At 75.5% G+C, this 19,048-nt stretch carries 18 protein-coding genes; 9 read left to right on the top strand and 9 right to left on the bottom strand.

All coding sequences use genetic code 11. The features are described 5' to 3' along the window. Positions 1-126: 126 nt before the first annotated feature. Positions 127-1,578, top strand: a complete 1,452-nt coding sequence (locus ADL22_RS02310; protein WP_066973248.1) for an MFS transporter — start codon at positions 127-129, stop codon at positions 1,576-1,578. Positions 1,579-1,636: 58 nt separating this feature from the next. Here the strand turns inward: ADL22_RS02310 and ADL22_RS02305 are convergent, their stop codons facing one another. The 4 genes from ADL22_RS02305 to ADL22_RS02290 form a co-directional block, all read right to left on the bottom strand. Continuing rightward, entirely contained in the window at positions 1,637-2,242 is a 606-nt protein-coding gene (locus tag ADL22_RS02305; RefSeq protein ID WP_066973246.1) for a response regulator transcription factor, read from the bottom strand. After that, on the bottom strand, positions 2,239-3,510 hold the full coding sequence (locus ADL22_RS02300; RefSeq protein ID WP_107116207.1) for a sensor histidine kinase: 1,272 nt from the start codon (positions 3,508-3,510) through the stop codon (positions 2,239-2,241). The genes ADL22_RS02305 and ADL22_RS02300 overlap by 4 nt, the downstream gene beginning before the upstream one ends. Positions 3,511-3,651: 141 nt before the next feature. Further along, complete coding sequence (locus tag ADL22_RS02295) at positions 3,652-4,374, bottom strand: ABC transporter permease (RefSeq protein ID WP_066973244.1); 723 nt, start codon at positions 4,372-4,374, stop codon at positions 3,652-3,654. Then, a complete protein-coding gene (locus ADL22_RS02290; RefSeq protein WP_066973242.1) occupies positions 4,374-5,300 on the bottom strand; it encodes an ABC transporter ATP-binding protein in 927 nt (308 codons plus the stop codon). The genes ADL22_RS02295 and ADL22_RS02290 overlap by 1 nt, the downstream gene beginning before the upstream one ends. Before the next feature lie 494 nt (positions 5,301-5,794). Here ADL22_RS02290 and ADL22_RS02285 point away from each other — a divergent pair, with 494 nt between their 5' ends. The 3 genes from ADL22_RS02285 to ADL22_RS02275 all read left to right on the top strand — a co-directional run bounded on the left by ADL22_RS02285 (position 5,795) and on the right by ADL22_RS02275 (position 8,941). Further along, complete coding sequence (locus tag ADL22_RS02285; RefSeq protein ID WP_066973240.1) at positions 5,795-6,712, top strand: MaoC/PaaZ C-terminal domain-containing protein; 918 nt, start codon at positions 5,795-5,797, stop codon at positions 6,710-6,712. Between the two features lie 130 nt (positions 6,713-6,842). Continuing rightward, positions 6,843-7,919: a Zn-dependent alcohol dehydrogenase gene (locus ADL22_RS02280; protein ID WP_066973238.1), complete on the top strand. Its 1,077-nt coding sequence runs from the start codon at positions 6,843-6,845 to the stop codon at positions 7,917-7,919. A gap of 80 nt (positions 7,920-7,999) precedes the next feature. Further along, positions 8,000-8,941: a 3-oxoacyl-ACP reductase gene (locus ADL22_RS02275; protein WP_066973237.1), complete on the top strand. Its 942-nt coding sequence runs from the start codon at positions 8,000-8,002 to the stop codon at positions 8,939-8,941. A 99-nt stretch (positions 8,942-9,040) separates the two neighbouring features. On the opposite strand, the gene ADL22_RS35625 is transcribed toward ADL22_RS02275, so the two are convergent. Next, positions 9,041-9,208 carry a hypothetical protein gene (locus ADL22_RS35625; RefSeq protein ID WP_199836192.1) on the bottom strand — a complete coding sequence of 56 codons (168 nt, stop codon included), beginning with the start codon at positions 9,206-9,208 and terminating at the stop codon, positions 9,041-9,043. Positions 9,209-9,368: 160 nt separating this feature from the next. Continuing rightward, entirely contained in the window at positions 9,369-10,679 is a 1,311-nt protein-coding gene (locus tag ADL22_RS02270; protein ID WP_066973235.1) for a hypothetical protein, read from the bottom strand. 246 nt (positions 10,680-10,925) lie between these two features. On the opposite strand from ADL22_RS02270, the gene ADL22_RS02265 reads away from it, so the two are divergent. The 4 genes from ADL22_RS02265 to ADL22_RS02250 all read left to right on the top strand — a co-directional run bounded on the left by ADL22_RS02265 (position 10,926) and on the right by ADL22_RS02250 (position 14,867). Then, complete coding sequence (locus tag ADL22_RS02265; protein ID WP_066973233.1) at positions 10,926-11,957, top strand: ABC transporter substrate-binding protein; 1,032 nt, start codon at positions 10,926-10,928, stop codon at positions 11,955-11,957. Positions 11,958-12,036: 79 nt separating this feature from the next. Then, positions 12,037-12,906, top strand: coding sequence for a Nif3-like dinuclear metal center hexameric protein (locus ADL22_RS02260; protein WP_066973231.1), 870 nt, complete (start codon positions 12,037-12,039; stop codon positions 12,904-12,906). Beyond that, complete coding sequence (locus tag ADL22_RS02255; RefSeq protein WP_199836193.1) at positions 12,903-13,646, top strand: zinc ribbon domain-containing protein; 744 nt, start codon at positions 12,903-12,905, stop codon at positions 13,644-13,646. Before ADL22_RS02260 ends, ADL22_RS02255 begins: the two co-directional genes overlap by 4 nt. 3 nt (positions 13,647-13,649) lie before the next feature. Next, entirely contained in the window at positions 13,650-14,867 is a 1,218-nt protein-coding gene (locus ADL22_RS02250) for a bifunctional RNase H/acid phosphatase (protein ID WP_066973229.1), read from the top strand. A gap of 156 nt (positions 14,868-15,023) precedes the next feature. Here ADL22_RS02250 and eda read toward each other — a convergent pair whose 3' ends face one another. Both eda and yaaA read right to left on the bottom strand, forming a co-directional pair. Beyond that, the gene (eda, locus tag ADL22_RS02245) at positions 15,024-15,692 is read right to left on the bottom strand and encodes a bifunctional 4-hydroxy-2-oxoglutarate aldolase/2-dehydro-3-deoxy-phosphogluconate aldolase (RefSeq protein ID WP_066973227.1); all 669 of its coding nucleotides are present in this window, start codon (positions 15,690-15,692) and stop codon (positions 15,024-15,026) included. An 84-nt stretch (positions 15,693-15,776) separates the two neighbouring features. After that, positions 15,777-16,574 carry a peroxide stress protein YaaA gene (gene yaaA, locus ADL22_RS02240; RefSeq protein WP_066973225.1) on the bottom strand — a complete coding sequence of 266 codons (798 nt, stop codon included), beginning with the start codon at positions 16,572-16,574 and terminating at the stop codon, positions 15,777-15,779. Between the two features lie 135 nt (positions 16,575-16,709). Between yaaA and ADL22_RS33470 the strand changes: the two genes are divergently transcribed. Further along, positions 16,710-18,413 (top strand): RNB domain-containing ribonuclease, encoded by a 1,704-nt coding sequence (locus tag ADL22_RS33470; protein ID WP_234430505.1) that lies wholly within the window; start codon positions 16,710-16,712, stop codon positions 18,411-18,413. A 41-nt stretch (positions 18,414-18,454) separates the two neighbouring features. Here the strand turns inward: ADL22_RS33470 and ADL22_RS02225 are convergent. Then, positions 18,455-19,048 (bottom strand): hypothetical protein (locus ADL22_RS02225; RefSeq protein ID WP_066973223.1); only part of this gene is annotated, 594 nt, incomplete at its 5' end.

The raw sequence follows: 19,048 nt of genomic DNA, 5'->3' as shown, positions 1-19,048 counted from the left end.
CCCTACGGCACCACCCCCACACCCCCCGCACCCCGTTCCGTTCCGTCTCCGTCTTCCGGACTAGGACCGAAGTGGATGTTGGATGCACCGATATCCCGATGCGGCAGGTGAGTGTGCGATGCGAGCATGGACCGCATGCCCCCGATAGCCACCTCCTCCACGCTGTCCGCGACCGCGCGCCGGACGCCCGCACCGGCCTGGCTGGTGATGCTGCTGGTCTGCGCCGGTCAGTTCCTGGTCGTCCTGGACGTCTCCGTGGTGAACGTGGCGCTGCCCGCGATGCGCTCCGGACTGCACCTGTCCGAGCTCGGCCTCCAGTGGATCGTCAACGCGTATGTGATCACGTTCGCCGGCTTCATGCTGCTCGGCGGCCGGGCCGCGGACCTCTTCGGCCGGAAGCGGATCTTCGTCGTGGGCCTGGCGCTGTTCACCGTCGCGAGCCTGGCCGGCGGACTCGCCCAGCAGCCGTGGCAGCTGATCGCCGCCCGCACCGTCCAGGGCGTGGGCGCCGCGGTGCTCTCCCCGGCCACCCTGACCATCCTGACCACGTCGTTCCCGACCGGCCCGGCCCGGACGCGGGCCATCGCCACGTGGACGGCGGTCGGCGCGGGCGGCGGAGCGGTGGGCGGCCTGGTCGGCGGGGTGCTCACCGAATTCCTGTCCTGGCGGTGGGTGCTGCTGATCAATGTGCCGGTCGGCGCGCTGGTGCTGGCCGGCGCGGCCCGCTGGCTCAGCGAGAGCCGGCAGGGCGCCGCGCGCCGGCTGGACGTCCCCGGCGCGCTGCTGGTGACCGGCGGGCTGGGCCTCGTCGCGTACGGCATCGTGCAGACCGAGACGCACGGCTGGCTGTCGGCGGCGGCGCTGCTGCCGCTGGCCGCCGGGCTCCTGGTGGTGGCCGGCTTCATCGCCGTCGAGGCGCGGACCAGGGCGCCGCTGATGCCGCTCGGACTGTTCCGGCTGCGGTCGGTCTCCTCGGCGAACGCGGCGATGGTGCTGGCCGGCGCCGCGATGTTCTCGATGTGGTACTTCCTCTCCCTCTATATGCAGAACGTGCTCTCCTACACGCCGCTGCAGGCCGGGCTGTCCTTCCTCCCGCACTCGCTGTGCATCGTGCTCGGCTCGAAGGCCGCGCCCCGGCTGATGCACCGCCTGGGCGCCAAGCCGCTGGCGGTCGGCGGCGCGGTGATCTCCCTGGCCGGGATGGCGTGGCAGTCCACGCTGACCGCCGACGGGACGTATCTCGGAACGCTCCTGGGGCCGGGCATCCTGATGGCGCTGGGCGCCGGACTGACCGCGACGCCGGTCGCCGCCATCGCCACCTCCGGCGCCGACCCGGCCGACCAGGGACTGGTCTCCGGGCTGATCAACACCTCGCGCCAGATGGGCGGGGCGCTCGGCCTGTCGGTGCTCTCCACCGTCGCCGCCGCCCGGGTCGCCGGGGGCGGAGGCCACGGCCGGGTGGCGCTGGCCGCCGGGTACGGGACGGCCTTTCTGGTCGGGGCGATGGTGCTGGTCAGCAGCATCGTGCTGATGCTCGTCGCGCTGCCGCGCCGACGCGCCGGGGCCGGGCAGGGCTGAGCGGTGCGGGGCGGCGGGCGGCACCCCCGTGTCCGCCCGCCGCCCCGCGCCCGTCCCGCTACAGCCAGCCGTTGCGGCGGGCCGCGCGGACGGCTTCCATGCGGTTGCGGGTGCCGGTCTTGCCGATGGCGGCCGAGAGGTAGTTGCGGACGGTGGCCTGGGAGAGGCTGAGCCGGGCGGCGATGTCGGCGACCGTCGCGCCGTCCACGGCGGCGGTGAGCACGTCCCGTTCGCGCGGGGTCAGCGGATTCGGCCCGGCGCTCAGCGCCGCGGCGGCCAGCCCGGGGTCGATCACCCGCTCCCCGGCCAGCACCCGCCGGATCGCCGCCGCCAGATCCTCCACCGGGCCGTCCTTGACCAGGAAGCCGGACGCCCCGGCCTCCATGGCGCGCCGCAGATAGCCCGGCCGCCCGAACGTCGTCACGATCAGCACCTTGCACTCCGGCAGCTGCTCGCGCAGGTCCGCTGCGGCGTCCAGCCCGCTGCGGCCGGGGAGTTCGATGTCCAGCAGCGCGACGTCGGGGCGGGTCTCCAGGGCGGCGGCGACGATCCGGTCCCCGGCCGGGACCTGCGCCACCACCTCCATGTCCGCCTCCAGGTCGAGCAGCAGGGCCAGCGCGCCCATCATCATCCGCTGGTCCTCGGCCAGCAGCAGCCTGATCACCGGGCCCCTTCCTCCGCTTCCACCGCGTCCGCCAGTTCGCCCGCGCCCACCGGGAGTTCGGCGGTGACGCGGAAGCCGCGCCGGCCGCCGGGGCCGTGGCGCAGCGTGCCGCCTGCCGCGGCCAGCCGCTCGGTCAGCCCCGTCAGGCCCGTACCGCCGACCGGGCCGATGGCCGTGCCGGGCGGCGCGGCGGCACCGCCCGCGCGGGCCGCACCGGAGCTTACGGGACCCCGGCCGTCGTCGGTGATCGTCAGCCGCGCCCGGTCGCCGTCGGCCCGGACCTCGATCTCGCAGCGGGTGGCGCCGCTGTGCCGGACGGTGTTGGTGACGCCCTCGCGCACCACCCAGCCCAGCAGCGCCTCGGCCTGCGGCGGCAGCGGCGGCCCGGACCGGCGCACCACCGGCTCGATACCGGCCCCGTCCAGCGCCGAACGCGCCCGGTCCAGCTCGGTCGCCAGACTGCCCTCGCGGTAGCCGCTGACCGCCTCGCGTATCTCCGTCAGCGCCTGCCGGCCGACCGCCTCGATGTCGGCGGCCTGCCCCAGCGCCGCGTCCAGGTCGCGCGGCGCCAGCCGGCGGACCGCCTCGGCCTTGACCACCACCACGGACAGCGTGTGGCCGAGCAGGTCGTGCAGATCGCGGGAGAACCGCAGACGCTCCTGCTCCACGGCGCTGCGGGCCAGCTCCTGCCGGGTGGCGCGGAGTTCGTGGATGGTGTCGAAGAGGCTGAGGACGGTGGCCGTGACCATACCGGACAGGAACGTGCCGTAGCCGATGCCGAACGAGCCCCACGGGCCGTCGCCGTGCCAGCCGGAGAGCACCCCGGCCCCGCCGCTGAGCGCGATCAGCCAGACACCGAGCCGTTTGCCGCGCAGCGCCCGTACCGTGCCGGACGCCAGCGACAGCAGGGGGAAGAACACGAACCACTCACCGCCGAAGCCGAGCGCCCCGGCCAGGGTGACGGCGGTCAGCGCGGCGAGCCCGTACAGCGGGACGCGGGTGTCGCGCAGCCGGGGGCTGAAGGCGGTGAACACCACGGTGACGTACAGGGCGGTGAAGGCCACGAGGTGCGCGCCGGCCAGCCAGGTGTTGCCGGCCTTGCCCTGGAGGGTATGGGAGAACGCGCCGGTCCCCATGAGCAGCCAGGGCAGGAAGGTGTAGCGGTTGGGGCCCTTCCCCACCCGCTCGGCGGCCTCCGCGCCCCCGCACCGCCCGTTCGCCGCGCCGCCGGGCGCCGGGCCCCGCTTGTACCGCCATGCCATCCGCATCCCGCCGTTCACCGTGCTCTGCCGTTCCGTTGCGCCGACCGCGCCGACCGCGCCGACCGCGCCGACCGCGCCGACCGCCCCGGCCGTGTGCCGTTCCGTTTCGCCGGCCGGGCCGGTCGCCGCCGCTGGGTGCATCGTGCCTCACACCGTCCGCGCGGCCCGCCGGTAGGCGTACGCCGCGTAACCGCCGAAGACTGCCAGCCAGCCGGCCAGCACCGCCACCGTGGCCGGCGCCGGCGCCCCGCCGTGGGTGACGCTCAGGCCCAGCTCGGCGAAGCGGTTGGCGGGCGTCCAGGAGGAGACCGCGCGCAGCCAGCCGGGGAACGCGGCGACCGGGAACCACAGGCCGCCTATGACGGAGAGCAGCAGCATGCAGCCGGTGTTGGCCAGTCCGGTGGCTTGCGAGGAGAGGCGGTAGCCGTTGCCCAGGCCGAGCAGGGTGAACGGGGCGGTGCCCAGCCACAGCAGCGCGACCAGCGCGGCCCACTGCCAGGCGGCCAGCCGGACGCCGTTGACCACCGCGCCGGCCGCGAGGACGGCTCCGATGGCCGGCAGGACCGTCACCGCGCTGGTCAGCACCCGGCCGGCGATCACCTGGCCGGGGCTGAGCGGGATGATCCGCAGCTGCCGCAGCCAGCCCAGGCTCTTGTCCTCGGCGACGCCGTTGCCGGACCCGAGCGCCGCGCCCAGCGCGCCGTACGCGGCCAGGCCGACCATGGCGGAGACCTTCCACTCCGCCGCGTCCGGGCCGGCGCCGAGGCGGGTGAACAGGAGGTACATCAGCACCGGCATCCCGATACCGAAGATCAGATAGCTCTTGTCGCGCAGCGCGCGGCGGATTTCCAGACGGGCGTAGCCGAACATCACACGGTCTCCTTCACGGCCGGGGCGCCGGGGTGGACGGAGCCGGAGTCGGGGGCGGACGCGGGGGTCGTCAGGGCGAGGAAGGCGTCCTCCAACCCGGCGGGGGCGACCTGGAGGCCGCGGATCAGATCGAGGCGGGCCAGGGCGCGGACGGTGGCGTCGGAGTCGGCGGTGCGCAGCAGGGCGCGGTCGCCGCGGATCTCCACCGCGCTCACCCCGGGCAGCCCGGCGAGCGGTTCGGTGGGCGCGCCGGCGAGGTCCAGGGAGACCAGGGCGCCGCCGGCCCGCCGCCGCAGCTCCGCGCCGCTGCCGTCGGCGGCCACCCGGCCGCGGTCGATGACCACGATGCGGTCGGCGAACTCGTCCGCCTCGGTGAGGTAGTGGGTGGAGAACAGGACGGTGTTGCCGCGGCGGGCGTAGCCGCGCACCGCGTCCCAGAAGGCGCGGCGGGCCTCGACGTCCAGCGCGGCCGTGGGCTCGTCCAGCACCAGCAGCTCGGGGTTGCCGGCCAGCGCGACCGCGAAGCGGACCCGCTGCGCCTGGCCGCCGGAGAGCCGGTCGATCCGCCGCCCGCCCAGCTCGCCGAGCCCGGCCAGCTCCAGCGCCTCGCCGACCGCCATCGGGCGGGGGTAGGCGGCGGCCACGAAGCCGACCAGTTCGCGGACGGTGACCCGGGGCACGGGCCGGCCGTCCTGGAGCATCGCGCCGACCCGGCCGGCCCGCACCGCGGCCTCCGGCGGGCCGCCGAACAGCCGCACCGCCCCGTCCGTGGGCGGCAGCAGGCCCAGCAGCAGGGAGAGGGTGGTGGACTTGCCCGCGCCGTTCCGCCCCAGGAGGGCGACGGTCTCGCCGGGGGCGATACGGAGCGTCAGCCCGTCCACCGCCCGCACCGCGCCGTAACTCCGGGTGACGCCGCGGAACTCCACCGCGGCGCCCGCGCGCCCCGCCTCCGGCGCTCTCGACGGTGCCCGCACCGTCCCCGTCCCCGCCGTGCCTGCCATGACGACCTCCCCGTTGGGCCGGCGGCGTCCGCCGGATCCGTGCGCCGCGCCGGCCGGTCCGCCGCGACAGTGCAAACGTTACGGAGCGTGGCCGCCGCGCGGCAGAGACGCTTGTGAGCCGTTTTCCATGACAAATGTCATGTTCGGCGGGGCGGGGGAGTGGAAGGGGAGCGGCGGCCACGCGGGCGGTAACCGGGAGCGAGGCCCGGCCCGCAGTTTCTGACGTACCGTCAGGGGTCTTCCGGGTGCGGCGCGCATCGGCTATACATGACTCCCATCGGCTAGAACGCGTTCTAGAAGTGCGCGGCCGGACGCCGGCCGCGCGACGCGCCCCGCCGACCCGATACGACCCCGGCGCGGCCGACGGTGCGGACGGCCGGGCCGGGGTCTCACACCGTGGTGAAGGAGCCAGCAGCCCCATGCCCATCGACGCCGCCAAGGCCACCTCCGCCGAGCCGCGGACCACCGAACTCGCCTGGGACCACAAGGACGTCCAGCTCTACCACCTCGGTATCGGGGCCGGCGCCCCCACCCCGGAGGCACCGCACGCCGCCACCGACCCGGACGAACTCCGCTACACCCTGGAGAGCGCGCTGCACGTCCTGCCCAGCTTCGCCACCGTCGCCGGCGGCGGCATGGCGCTGGCCGGCGGCCTCTCCGCCCCCGGGATCGACGTGGACCTCGCCGCCGTCCTGCACGGCGGGCAGACCGTCACCGTGCACCGGCCCCTCCCGGTGCGCGGCCGCGCCACCCAGACCTCCACCGTCCCCGCCGTCTACGACAAGGGAAAGGCGGCCGTCATCGTGCTGCGCTCCGAAGTCGCCGACGACGAGGGCCCGTTGTGGACCTGCGACACCCAGATCTTCGTCCGCGGCGAGGGCGGCTTCGGCGGCGAACGCGGCCCCTCGGTCCGCGGCGACCTCCCGGACCGCGCCCCCGACCTGACCACCGAACGCCGCATCCGCCCGGACCAGGCGCTGCTCTACCGGCTCTCCGGCGACTGGAACCCGCTGCACGCCGACCCGGAGTTCGCCAAGCTCGCCGGCTTCGACCGGCCGATCCTGCACGGGCTGTGCTCCTACGGGGTGGCGCTCAAGGCGGCGGTGGACACCGCGCTCGGCGGGGACGTGGCGCGGGTGCGGGAGTTCACGGCGCGGTTCGCCGGGGTGGTGTTCCCGGGGGAGACGCTGCGGATCCGGATCTGGCGGGACGAGCCGGCGGGGGAGAACGGCCAGGAGCCGGCCGGGGCGGGCGGCGGCCGGCTGGTGCTCTCCGTCACCGCCGCCGACCGGGACGACGCGCCGGTACTGGCGGACACCAGCGTGACGTACCGGTAGCGCGGCGGCGGCCCGCGCTCCCCATGGCCCCACCCCACGCCGCCACCGAGAACCACCGCACCACCCCACACCACCCCGCACCGCCATGCGTTCCCTTGTGCCGCCGAATCCGCGAAAAGGAGCCGTAGCCATGCGCGCAGCCGTACAGCACGAGACGGGACGGGACACGCTGGAGGTGCTCGACGACGTCGAGGCGGTCGGGTTCGGGCCCGGCCGGGTCCGGATCCGCATCCGGGCCACCGGGCTGTGCCACTCCGACCTCTCCGCGATGAGCGGGGTCCTGCCGCAGCCCGCGCCGTTCGTCCCCGGGCACGAGGGCGCCGGGGAGATCCTCGACGTCGGCGACGGGGTCACCGGCCTCTCCCCGGGCGACCGGGTGCTGATGTGCTGGCTGCCCGCCTGCGGCAGCTGCCCGTCCTGCAAGCGCGGCCAGACCCACCTGTGCCTGGCCGGGTTCATGAACGCCGGTACGCCCAACTTCCAGCGCCCCGGCGGCGATGTCTTCGGCTTCGCCGGGACCGGCACCTTCGCCGAGGAGGTCGTGGTCGCCGCCAACTGCGCCGTCCCGATCCCCGACGACGTGCCCTACGAGATCGCCGCGCTGATCGGCTGCGGCGTCACCACCGGGCTCGGCGCCGCTCTGAACACCGCCAGGGTCGAGGCCGCGTCCTCGGTGGCGGTGATCGGCTGCGGCGGCGTCGGCATCTCCGTCATCCAGGGGGCGCGGGCCTGCGGCGCGGCCCAGATCGTCGCCGTCGACCCGGTGGCGGCCCGCCGCGAGGCCGCCCTCCGCTTCGGCGCCACCGAGGCCGTCGCCCCGGAGGAACTCGCCGACGCCAAGGCCCGGATCACCGGGGGCGAGGGCTTCGACTACGTCTTCGAGGTCGTCGGCAAGTCAGCCACCGCCCGCACCGCCTACGAGACCACCCGGCGCGGCGGCACGCTCTGCGTGGTCGGCGCGGGCGCGATGGACGACACCTTCCAGGTCAACATGTTCGAGCTGTTCTTCGACGAGAAGCGGATCCTGCCGTCGCTCTACGGGGGCGCGGACGTGCTGCGCTCCTACGAGCGGGCGATCGCCCTGTGGCGGGCCGGCCGGATCGACCTCGAAGGGCTGATCACCCACCGGGTCCGGCTCGACGGCATCAACGACGCGCTGGACCAGATGCGTTCGGGCACCGCCCTGCGCACCTGCATCGAGATCTGACGCCCGCCCCGGGGAGAACGCCACGCCACCGCACCCCAGGGGACAGCACCCCCACGGGTCAGCACCAGGAGAGGACACGCATGGCACAGCCACTGGAGGGCCTGACCGCGATCGTCACCGGTGCCGGACGCGGTCTGGGCCGCGCCGAGGCCCTGGAACTCGCCCGCCTCGGCGCCCGGGTCGTCGTCAACGACTTCGGTCAGACCGGACGGGACGGGTCCGGTACGGCCTCGTCCGCGCCCGCCGAGGAGACCGCCGAGGCGATCCGCGCGGCCGGCGGCCGGGCCACCGTCCACACCGGCGACGTCGCCGACCACCAACAGGCCGGAGAGCTTGTCCAGTTGGCCATCGATACGTACGGCCGGCTGGACATCCTGGTCAACAACGCGGGAATCCTGCGGGACCGGATGGTGTTCTCCATGACGGAGGACGAGTGGGACTCGGTCATCCGGGTCCACCTCAAAGGCCATTTCAACACCACGCACTTCGCGTCGGCCCACTGGCGGGACCGCGCCAAGGAGACCGGCGCCCCGGTGCACGGCCGGATCGTCAACACCTCCTCCGAGGCGTTCCTGGCCGGTTCGGCGGGCCAGCCCAACTACGCCGCGGCCAAGGGCGGCATCGTCGGCCTGACGACGTCCACCGCGCTGGCGCTCGGCAAGTACGGCGTGACCGCCAACGCCATCTGCCCGCGCGCCCGCACCCGCATGACCGAGGACGTCTTCGCCGGCTTCGCTGCCCCCGGGGACGGCCGGCCCGACCCGCTCGCGCCCGAGCACGTCGCCCCGCTGGTCGGCTACCTCGCCTCACCGGCCGCCGCCCGGATCACCGGCCAGCTGCTCGTCGTCCACGGCGGCATGGTGGCGATCGCCGAACGGCCCCGTATAGGCGCCCAGTTCGACACCGCCAAGGACTTCTTCACCTACGAGGAGCTGGACGGCCTGCTCACTCCGTACTACGCCGCCCGCCCGGCCGGGGAGACCTTCGCGGCGCCCGAGGTGCTGGGGCTCAAGCACGGCTGACGCCCCCGGGGCGCGCGGCCGCCCGGACGCGCGAACGGCCGCGGCCGCCGCCCGCATACGCGAGGCGGCGGCCGCGGCCGTTGCCCTCCCGGGCCGCGCTCAGGCGGTCCGGGCCTGCTGGTCCCTGCGGTGCCGCCCGTGCGCCGCTTCCTGCGTCTGCTCGGCGGCGGCGGCCGGACCGCGGTGCCTGCCGGAGCCTGCGGCCTCGGCCTGGGCGGCTGCCGCCTGGGGGCGCGCCTGGGTCGTGTCGGTTCGGGCTTCGGACATGGAAAGAGTCACTCCGTCGGATCGCTTGCAGCTGTACGCGTCGGGACCTCCCCGGCTCCCGCCGGGGCATGGCCCGTGCGGTGCCGTCGTGGCCGGGTCAACCGGCTGCACAGCCCCCGCCCGGAATTCTAACGGGGTGGTTTTCCGCGCTCCACCGCGCCTACCGGGCCGCGAGCGGCGCCTGTTGCAGGGGCACCGGCCTGCACAAACGGGGATGCGCGGGGGAGCCGAACGGTTCCGCGCCGGGGGAATTCGGTGGTGCGGAGGGGACGGATGGGGCGGCGTTTTCGCCCGCTTCCGGGACAATTCCCGCGCCAGGAGCGTGAGTTGCACGGCCGATCCCTGGGGCGTGCGCCGAGCCGTCCACCGGGCCTGCCCCCGTAGCCGCACCCGCCCCCGGTCCCGTACCGGAAGCCGCCCCCGGACCCCCCCCCTCCGCCACCGCCCCCAGCGGTATGGCCATCCGCGCCACCCCGCACGGCACCGCCGCCGTCGCGTACGGCAGCAGCAGCTCCCCCTCCGGCGTCCACCGGCCGCTGCCCGCCAGCCAGCCGTCCGGGGCCGGGAACTGCGCGAGCCGCCGGTCCGCCGGCCGCCACACGCCCAGCCGCGTCCCGCCCGGCCCCTCCAGCCGGAACGCCACCGCGCAGTGCTCCGCCGGCCGCCCCCGCCCCGGCTGGACCGCGAACGGCACCACCGCCATATCGGGCGCGCGCAGGGACTCCGGGAAGCGCACCGGCCGCGCGCTCCCCAGGACGCCCCAGCCCAGCCGGTCGTGGCCGGGCGCGTTCGAGCGGACGAGCAGCAGTCCGCTGTCCGGATCGGCGAGCAGCAGCCGGTCCTCGCTGTCCTCGGTGATCTGGAGCAGGGGGCTGATCTCGCCGCCGCGCGCCAGATCGACCAGCACCGTCTTGGTGCGGCCGCCCAGCTCCCGGTCCAGCGCCAGCAGCCGCCCGCCGTGGTCCAGCCAGACGCCGCCGGCGCACCGGCCCGGCACCACCGCGACCCGCTCGGGCCCGTTGGTGCCGCCGTGCACCAGCCACAGCCCGGTGGCCTCCGGGCCGGCGGGCGCCAGCGCGTAGGCCAGCAGCCCGCCCGGGGCGGGCGGCAGCAGCGTCAGCGCGTCCGCCACCACCGCGCCCAGCAGCTCCTCCCGGGTGCCGGGCCCGGTGGGGGAGAGCAGGGAGACGGTGAAGCGGTCGGCGACCCGGCGGACCAGCACCACGCGGCCGTCCGCGAGCGGCAGCACCCCGCTGTCCGGCTCCTCGGGCTGGCAGCCGGCCAGCGGGACCGCGTACGGCTCCGGGCCGCCGATCGTCCAGCGCTCCGGATACCAGCTCCCGGCGGCGTCGCCGTGCCGGGTGAGCCGGGCGGCGTACGAGCCGTCGGCGGCCAGCGTCAGCGCCGCGGGGTGCGGGCCGTGCGCGGCCGCGGTGTGCTCACCGGCACGGTGATCGGCACAGATCGTCATCGGGTGCCACCTCCAGTGACGGAACGTTAGTTTTCGCACTTCCGGCCGATCAACGGCAGTTGCGGGTCTTCACGCATAAGGGTGGCGGTTGTCCGGTTCGCCGGTCGGGGGAGGGGTGGGTGTGCTGGGCGATTCAAGGATGCGTAAAGTTAGGGTGACCTAAGTTGCTGGCGGGCCGGGGTGCTCCCCGTACCGCCGCGCCGTTCCGCGTGCCGTCCGCCGGCGCCCGTACGACTGGAGTGACCGATGCCCCTTCGCCTCCGCGGCGCCGCCGCGGCCCTGGCCCTCGCCGCCGCCGGCGCCCTCGCGCTCACCGACTGCGGCTCCTCCGGTGCGGACGGCGGCGGCGACCGCGGCGCGGGCTCGAAGTCCGTCGCCCAGGGCGGCAAGGACTTCGGCACGGCCGCCGACGAGACCGCGAAGATGGGCACCGGCGCCGCGCCGGGGCAGTTCCCGCGCACCGTCCGGCACGCGATGGGCACCACCACCCTCAAGTCCGCCCCCAGGCGCGTGGTCGTCCTCGACGTCGGTGAACTGGACAACGTCGTCTCGCTCGGCATCAAGCCGGTCGGCTACGCGCCCACCGAGGGCGACGCCGCGCTCCCGGACTACCTCGCCGCCAAGGCCGGCCACCCCAAGAGCGTCGGCACGATCAACGGGCTCAACCTGGAGGCCGTCAACGCCCTCAAGCCCGACCTCATCCTGGGCAGCAAGCTGCGCGCCGAGAAGCAGTACCGCCAGCTCAGCCAGATCGCCCCGACCGTCTTCTCGATCCGCCCCGGCTTCACCTGGAAGCAGAACTACCTGCTCAACGCCGCCGCGCTGGACAAGACCGCGGAGGCCAAGAGCGCACTGGCCGCCTACGAGGCCAAGGCCAAGAAGCTCGGCGACGACATCGGCCCGAAGAAGCCGACGGTGACGATGCTGCGCTACATGCCGCAGTTCACCCGCCTCTACGCCCAGCGCTCGTTCATCGGCACCCTCCTCAAGGACGTCGGCCTGCCGCGCCCGCACAACCAGCAGGCCGACGACCTCGCCGTCGAGGTCAGCCCGGAGAACATCGGCCAGGCCGACGCCGACTGGATCTTCACCGGCGTCTACGGCGACCCGAAGTCCACCAAGCGCGACACCGCCGAGCAGAACCCGCTCTGGAAGAACCTCAAGGCCGTCAAGGCCGGCCACGCCAAGAACGTCGACGACGAGACCTGGTACCTCGGCCTCGGCGTCACCGCGGCCGACAAGGTCCTGGACGATCTGCGCGGCTTCCTCGTCCCGTAACGGGAGAGGCGGCAGCCCCCGGGCCCCGGTGGCGACCGCGGCCCGGCACGCGGGTGCGGCGGAGGGGTAACCTTCCCCCGTGCCCGCACTGTCTGAAGTCCTCGCCGCGCTCGACGTCCTCTGGCCCCCCGAGCGGGCCGAAGGATGGGACGCCGTCGGCACCGTCTGCGGCGACCCCGGGGCCGAGGTCAGCCGGGTGCTGTTCGCCGTCGACCCGGTCCAGGAGACCGTTGACGAGGCGGTCCGGCTCGGCGCCGACCTCCTCGTCACCCACCACCCGCTCTATCTGCGCGGGACGACCACGGTCGCGGCGTCCACCTTCAAGGGCAAGGTGGTGCACACCCTCATCAAGCACGACATCGCCCTGCATGTCGCGCACACCAACGCCGACACCGCCGACCCCGGCGTCTCCGACGCCCTGGCCGGCGCCCTGGACCTGCGGGTCCTGCGGCCCCTGGTGCCGGACCCGACCGATCCGGCCGGCCGCCGCGGCCTGGGCCGGATCTGCGAACTCCCGCACCCGATGACGCTCGCCGAGCTCACCGCGTACGCCGCCGCCCGCCTGCCCGCCACCGCGCAGGGCGTCCGGGCGGCCGGCGACCCGGACCGCGAGATCCGCACCCTGGCGGTCTCCGGCGGCTCCGGCGACAGCCTCTTCGACGACGTACGGGCGGCCGGTGTGGACGCGTTCCTCACCGCCGACCTGCGTCACCACCCGGCCTCCGAGGCCGTCCAGCACAGCCCGCTGGCGCTGCTGGACGCGGCCCACTGGGCCACCGAATGGCCGTGGTGCGAGCAGGCCGCGGCCCAGCTCGACGCGGTCTCCGACCGGCACGGCTGGGGACTGCGCACGCACGTCTCCCGTACGGTCACCGACCCCTGGACCGCCCACGCGGCGTCCGCCCCGCCCACCCCCGACACCACGAACACCACAGGAGCCCCCCGCTGAACGCCGCGCCCGCCGACCAGATCCGCCTCCTGGACGTCCAGAACCTCGACGTCCGGCTCACCCAGCTCGCGCACCGCCGCAACAACCTCCCCGAGCTGGACGAGCTGCAGACCCTGGAGGCCGACCTCACCCAGCAGCGCGATCTGCTCGTCGCCGCCCAGACCGAGGAGAGCGACACCAGCCGCGAGCAGACCAAGGCGGAGCAGGACGTCGACCAGGTCCGCCAGCGCGCCGCCCGCGACCAGAAGCGCCTGGACTCCGGCGCCGTCAGCTCCCCCAAGGACCTGGAGAACCTCCAGCGCGAACTGGCCTCGCTGGCCAAGCGCCAGGCCGACCTCGAGGACGTCGTCCTGGAGGTCATGGAGCGCCGCGAGGCCGCCCAGGAGCGGGTCCGCGAGCTGACCGAGCGGGTCGCGGCCATCCAGGCCAAGGCCGATGACGCCGCCGCCCGCCGGGACGCCGCCTTCGCCGAGATCGACGCCGAGGCCGCCACGGTCACCAAGGAGCGCGACCTGACCGTCGCCGACCTCCCCGAGGCCCTCGTCACGCTCTACGACCGGATCCGCGCCAAGTCGGGCGGGGTCGGCGCCGCCCGCCTCTACCAGCGCCGCTGCGAGGGCTGCCGCCTGGAGCTGAACATCACCGAGGTCAACGACGTCCGGGCGGCCGCCGCCGACGCCGTCGTCCGCTGCGAGAACTGCGGCCGGATCCTGGTCCGCACGCCCGACTCGGGGCTGTAGGCCATGGCGCGTGAGCTGATCGTCGAGGCCGACGGCGGCTCCCGGGGCAATCCGGGGCCGGCCGGCTACGGCGCGGTGGTGCTCGACCCGGTCAGCGGCGAGGCGCTGGCCGAGGCCGCCGAGTACATCGGCAAGGCCACCAACAACGTCGCCGAGTACAAGGGCCTGGTGGCCGGGCTGCGCGCCGCGCACGCCCTGGACCCGGAGGCGGTCGTCCGGGTGCGGATGGACTCCAAGCTCGTCGTGGAGCAGATGTCCGGCCGCTGGCAGATCAAGCACCCGGACATGAAGCCGCTGGCCGCCGAGGCCCGCGCGGTCTTCCCGGCCGGCCAGGTCTCGTACGAGTGGATCCCCCGCTCCCGGAACAAGCACGCCGACCGGCTCGCCAACGAGGCCATGGACGCCGGCAAGAACGGCAAGCAGTGGGAGCCGCGGGACTCCCGGGCGGCGCTGGCCGCACCGGCCGCCGGGGCCACCGCGGCGCCCGCCCGCAGCGCCGCGGCCCGGGCCGCCGACGCCGCCGCCGAGGCCGCGGAGGAGGCACCCGCCGAGACCGTGTCCGCCGCGCCGCCGGCCGGCTGGGGCGCGCCCGACCTCGGCACCCCGGCGACGTTCGTCCTGCTCCGGCACGGCGAGACCGCGCTCACTCCGGAGAAGCGGTTCTCCGGCAGCGGCGGCACCGACCCGGCGCTCTCCCCGGTCGGCCGCCGCCAGGCCGAGGCGACCGCCGCCGCGCTCGCCGCGCGCGGCACCGTCCAGGCCGTGGTCAGCTCCCCGCTGCTGCGCTGCCGGGAGACCGCCGGGGCGATCGCCGACCGGCTCGGCCTCGACGTCCGCGTCGAGGAGGGGCTGCGCGAGACCGACTTCGGCGCCTGGGAGGGCCTGACCTTCGCCGAGGTGCGCGAACGCTTCCCCGACGACCTCGACGCCTGGCTGCGCTCGGCCAAGGCGGCGCCCACCGGGGGCGGCGAGTCCTTCGCCGCGGTCGCCCGCCGGGTGGCGGTGGCCCGCGACAAGCTGATCGCCCGTTACAGCGGCCGGACCGTCCTCGTGGTCACGCACGTCACGCCCATCAAGACGCTGGTCCGCCTGGCGCTCGGCGCCCCGCCGGAGTCGCTGTTCCGGATGGAGCTGTCGGCGGCGTCGCTGTCGGCGGTGGCGTACTACGCGGACGGCAACGCGTCGCTGCGGCTGCTGAACGATACGTCGCATTTGCGGTGAGCTGAGGGCGGCTGCTGCGCTCGGACGCGGCCCGGTACACCTGCCTGACGGGGGTGTGCCGGGCCGTTGTCGTATTCGTACGGGCCGCTGTCGTATGTCGTACGGGGCGGTGGCGGCGGTCGGGGGTGTGCGTGCCGTACGGGCGGTGGCCTGGCGTCAGGTGCGCAACTCGGCTGCCCGCCGGGCCAGTTGGGTGATCCGCGGCCAGTCCTTGGCGGCCAGCGCGTCGTCCGGCAGCATCCAGGTGCCGCCGACGCAGCCGACGTTGGGCAGCGCCAGGTAGGCGGGGGCCGTCCCGGGGCCGATACCGCCGGTCGGGCAGAAGCGGGCCTGCGGCAGCGGTCCGGCCATCGCCTTCAGATAGGCGGTGCCGCCGGCCGCCTCCGCCGGGAAGAACTTCAGCTCGTTCACGCCCTCGTCCAGCAGCGTCACCACCTCGGAGACCGTGGAGACGCCCGGCAGGAACGGCAGGCCCGCGTCCCGCAGCGCGCCCAGCAGCCGCGGCGACCACCCCGGACTCACCAGGAACCGCGCCCCCGCCGCCGAGGCCGCCGCGACCTGCCCCGGCGTCCGCAGCGTCCCGGCGCCGACCACCGCCTCCGGCACCTCGGCGGCGATGGCCCGGATGGCGTCCAGCGCGGCGGGCGTGCGCAGGGTCACCTCGATCGCCGGAAGCCCGCCGGCGACCAGCGCGCGGGCGAGCGGAACGGCGTCGGCCGCGTCCTGGAGGACGACCACCGGGATGACGGGCGCGAGGTCGAGCACCGAGGGAGCGCGGGGCGCGGGGGAGTGGGTAACGGGGGCGGCGTCAGTCACGCCGCCCATACTGGAGCGCGGCGCTACTCACTGCAACGCTCGTTGCGCATGCTGCAACGGGACCCGCGATGGCAGCCCGACTGACCCCCGGGCTCACAACTCCGTGACGATCACATCCAGCGCCCACGGCTTGCCGCCCTTCGCCGGGGCCTGCGCCTCGACCGCGTAACCGAGCCCGCGCAGCGCGTCCACCAGCTCCGCCGGACCGGCCGGTTCCAGCCCCGCGGTCAGCAGGTCGCGCACCAGCCGCCCCTTGGTCGCCTTGTTGAAGTGGCTGACCACCGACCGCTTCTCCACCCCGTCCACGATCTTCGACTGGAGCACCCGCACCGTCGCGGTCCGCCCGGCCACCTCGCCCTTCGGCTTCCACGCCGCCGCGTACGCCGCAGACCGCAGGTCCAGCACCAGCCCGTCCCCGGCCGCCGCCGGCATCACCTCCGCCATCGGCCCGCGCCAGTACGCGCCCAGCGCGCCCAGGCCCGGCAGCTTCACCCCCATCGAGCAGCGGTACGACGGGATGCGGTCGCCGATCCGCACGGCGCCCCACAGCCCCGAGAACACCAGCAGCGACCGCCCGGCCCGCTCCCGGGCCGCCGCGTCCAGGGACGCCGGCCCGAGGGCGTCGTAGAGCACCCCGGTGTAGATCTCGCCGGCCGGGCGGGTGCCGGCGGTGCGCAGGCCCGCGTTCTTGGCCACCTCGCCCTTCAGGCCCTCGCCGATCCCCAGCACCTCGCGGGCCTTCTCCGGATCGCCCGCGCACAGCCCGACCAGCTCGGCCAGGACCTCCGCCCGGGCCTCGGTCAGCCCCGGCAGCGACAGCGTTCCCAGGTCCAGCGGCGCGCCGGTCCCTCCCGCGGCCTTCCCCTCGGACGGCGGCAACAGCACGAGCACGGTGTTTCTCCTTCGCGGCGGTACGGCGGGGGTGCGGCCCCGCCGAAAGCTTAGAAGCCCTCCGGGACCCGGCCGGCCCCCGCCCGGCCCCCGTACGCCGCGCCGGGAGCGGCCCGCCGTCCTACGCTCGATGCCATGCCCCGTCGCCACATACGCGTGACCGACGCAGCGGAAGGCCCCCTGCGGGCCGCTCTGCACGATCTGCGCGGGCGGCTGGAGGTCCCGGACCACTTCCCGTACACCGCCCAGGCCGAGGCGGAGAGCGCCGCCCGCGCCCCGCGCATCCCGGCCGGCGACGGGGAGGTGCACACGGAGCACGCCCTGGACGACGCCACCGACCTGCCGCTCTTCACCCTCGCGCCGGCCGGCGCGGCCGACCTGGACCGGGCGATGTTCCTCGCCCGCCGCCCCGGTGGCGGCTACCGCGTGTACTACGCGACCGCCGACATCGCCTCGTTCGTCACCCCGGGCGGCGCCCTGGACGCCGACGCGCACCACCGGGTGACGACCCTCTGCTTCCCCGACGAACGCGTCCCGCTGTACCCGCCGGTACTGGGCGAGGGCGCCGCCGCCCTGCTGCCCGACCGCGACCGCCCGGCCGTCCTGTGGCAGCTCGATCTCGACGCGGACGGCGCGCTGACCAGCACCGCCGTCCGCCGCGCCCTGGTCCGCTCCCGCGCCCGCCTGGACCATCCGGGCGTCCAGCGGGTCCTGGACGACGGCACCGCCGAGGAACCGCTCGTCCTCCTCCAGGAGATCGGGCTGCGCCGCGAGGAACTGGAGACGGCCCGCGGCGCGGTCTCCCTCACCGCCCCCGAGCAGGTCATCGCCGAACGCGGCGGCCGCTACACCCTCACCTACCGCGCCCCCCTCCCGGCCGCCGCCTGGCACGCCCAGATCTCCCTCCTCACCGGTATGGCCGCGGCCCGGCTGATGCTCGCGGCCGGCACCGGGATCCTCCGGACGCTGCCGCCGCCTCCGGGACGGGGGGCCGGGGATGGCGGTCCTACGGGGGCGGGGGCGGAGGCGGGGGCGGAGGCGGCGCGTGGGGACGAGCCGGAGGCAGGGCACGCGGCCTCCGCGGACCCGGAGCACCGAACCCCTGCCGACCAGTCACCTGCCCCCACCGACCCGCACCGCCCCACCGACCCGCAGGCTCGTACCGGCCCGCAGGCCGCCCCCACCGAGCCGCATCCCCCGCCCGGCTCCGTCGCCCGCCTCCGCCGCACCGCCGAGGCCCTCGGCGTCGACTGGCCGCACCACACCTCGTACGCCGCGCTGATCCGCGGCCTGGACCCGCGCCGGCCCGGCCACGCCGCGTTCCTCCAGGAGTGCACCACCCTGCTCAGCGACGCCGGCTACACCGTCTTCGACGGCACCGCCCCGCCCGCCTCCGCCGCCGTGCACGCCGCGGTGGCCGCCCCGTACGCGCACGCCACCGCGCCGCTGCGGCGGCTCGTCGACCGCTACACCTCCGAGCTGTGCCTGGCCGCCGCGGCCGGCCGCACCCCGCCGGGCTGGGTGCGCGCCGCGCTGCCCGCCCTCCCGGACGACATGGCGGCCGGCGCCCGCCGCGCCCACGAGGTCGAACGCGCCTGCCTCGACCTCGTCGCCGCCGCCCTGCTCCGCGACCGCGTCGGCGAGACCTTCGAGGCCCTGGTCATCGACCACGACCCCGACGACCCCACCCGCCCCACCGTCCACCTCACCGAACCCCCCGTCACCGCCACCCTCACCCCCGACCCCGACGCCCCACCGCTCCCCCTCGGCCACCACATCACCATCCGCCTCACCTCCGCCGACCCGGCCGAGGGGCGGGTGCGCTTCACGGTGGCTTGAGGGGGGGGGGGGGGGGGGGTGGGGGGGGTTGGGGCCGGTTATCACGGGCCCGTATGGGGCCGGGGGCCCTGGGCGTATTCCGGTACGTCCGCAACGGGCTGCGCCTCCCCTGCGGCCGCCACTGCCTCCCCTGCGGCCGCCACCGCCGCCCGTATGGCCGTCACCGCGCCCCGGGCGTCGTCCGCATGGAAGCGAACCGTCCGGACCATCTCCCGGCGGCCCAGCAGCCGTACCGCAACCACCGGCTCGACCAGCTCCACCGTGACCGTCGTCTGCCCCGCCACAGCCATCTGCAGCACACCGCCGCCCCCGCCGCCGGAGCCGGCCCCCGCACCGCCGCCGTCCGAGCCCCCGCTCCGCAGGTCGTACCGAGCCGAGCCGACCAGCCGCAGCGGAATCCGCAGTTCCGCCCCGGCCCCGGCGCGCAGCAGAAGGGTGTCCGCGGTCAGGACATGCGGCCGGGTCACCGCCGCCGCCTGGGCCCCCAGCACCATCAGCACCGTGTAGACGTCCGCCACCAGCGTCACCGCGTGCGCGGTCGGCATGTCCCGCAGCAGCACGCCCACCCCGACCGTCTCCACCAGGAGGACGAACGCCATCCCGTACAGCAGGGCCGCCTGCGCCCGGGCGTACCC

The organism is Streptomyces sp. NRRL F-4489, from assembly GCF_001509485.1.
In the GTDB taxonomy this organism is placed as follows: Bacteria; Actinomycetota; Actinomycetes; order Streptomycetales; family Streptomycetaceae; genus Streptomyces.
Note: the sequence above shows the minus strand (reverse complement) of the source record. Positions and strands in the feature narration are given on the sequence as shown.